This is a genomic window from Hyella patelloides LEGE 07179 (genome assembly GCF_900659865.1).
Lineage (GTDB): Bacteria > Cyanobacteriota > Cyanobacteriia > Cyanobacteriales > Xenococcaceae > Hyella > Hyella patelloides.
In genome coordinates this window covers 1-1,250 of record NZ_LR214433.1, presented here as the reverse complement: position 1 = coordinate 1,250, position 1,250 = coordinate 1, and the positions used below count along the sequence as shown (strand labels likewise).

Genomic DNA, 1,250 nt, shown 5'->3' with positions numbered 1-1,250 from the left:
GGGAGTAGCAAATAATTAAAGCTTCCAAATAAGAGAAGTAAAGGAGTAAAATCAAGTATTATCAAAAGACATAGAAACTGAAATGCTGGAACTAACGGACTCCCTAAAGTCTCTGTTGATTGAGACAGCAAATAATCTTAAAGGTTATCAAAGAAGACGATTTATGGCTCAGACAGTAAAAGAGCTAGGAAAGGGAGGTCAACGTCGTGCAGAAAGGGAATTAGGCTGGAATAGAGACTTAATTCGCAAAGGAACGAGAGAAGTGGAAAGTGGCATTATTTGTCTGGATGCTTTTCAAGCCAGAGGAAGAAAGCGGGTGGAAACTTTGTTACCGAATCTATTAGAAGATTTAACCAGTATTGTTGACAGTCAAAGTCAAACCGATCCGAGTTTTGAGAGCAATCGATTGTATACAAGGCTTAGTGTCCCAGAAGTTGTTCTTCAGCTAATAGAACAAAAAGGCTACTCTATTCTAGAGCTACCCTGTAATGAAACGATTCGTTGTCGGCTTAATGATCTTGGTTATTATCCGAAAAAGGTAGCAAAGACTAAACCGAAAAAAAAATCCCTGAAACGGATTCAATCTTCGAGCAATTAGCGTTAGTCAATGGGAATGCCTATTATGATCCAACAATCCTCAGATTGTCGTTAGATGCAAAAGCGACAGTCAAAACTGGACCTTTTTCAAGAGGAGGAAAAAGCAGAATAGAGACAGAAGCTTGTGACCATGACTTTTCTACCTCTGGAAGAGTCACCCCTTATGGAATTTTACTTCCAGAGTTAGAGCAATTGTATATCTACTGCACCACGAGCAAAGTAACGAGTGATTTTATCGCCGATATTCTCGAAATCTGGTGGAAAGACAATTGCCATCGTTTTGCTCACATTAAAACTTTACTTCTCAATCAAGATAATGGACCTGAAAACCATTCGCGAAGAACCCAGTTCATGAAACGGATGGTGGAATTTGCGGACAAGTATAAACTTAATCTAAAACTAGCTTACTATCCTCCCTACCATAGTAAGTACAACCCGATTGAGAGAACTTGGGGGGTATTAGAAAATCATTGGAACGGAAGTCTGCTAGATAAAGTTTCTACCGTGATTAAATTTGCTCAAACTATGAAATGGAAAGGTTCTTCTCCCAAAGTTGAGTTAGTCACCAAAACTTATGAAACAGGGATTAAACTAACTAAAGCCGAAATGCAAGAGATCGAAAATCAAATTCAGAGATTACCTGAATTAGGGAA

At 38.6% G+C, this 1,250-nt stretch carries 1 protein-coding gene; it reads left to right on the top strand.

The window, feature by feature from the left end; all coding sequences use genetic code 11:
• Positions 1-85 precede the first annotated feature (85 nt).
• A protein-coding gene (locus H1P_RS38725) for an ISAzo13 family transposase (RefSeq protein ID WP_246142084.1) occupies positions 86-1,250 on the top strand; the annotation gives its coding sequence in 2 pieces (ribosomal slippage) (positions 86-557 and positions 557-1,250; 1,166 coding nt annotated over the 2 pieces). This gene is flagged as partial in the annotation.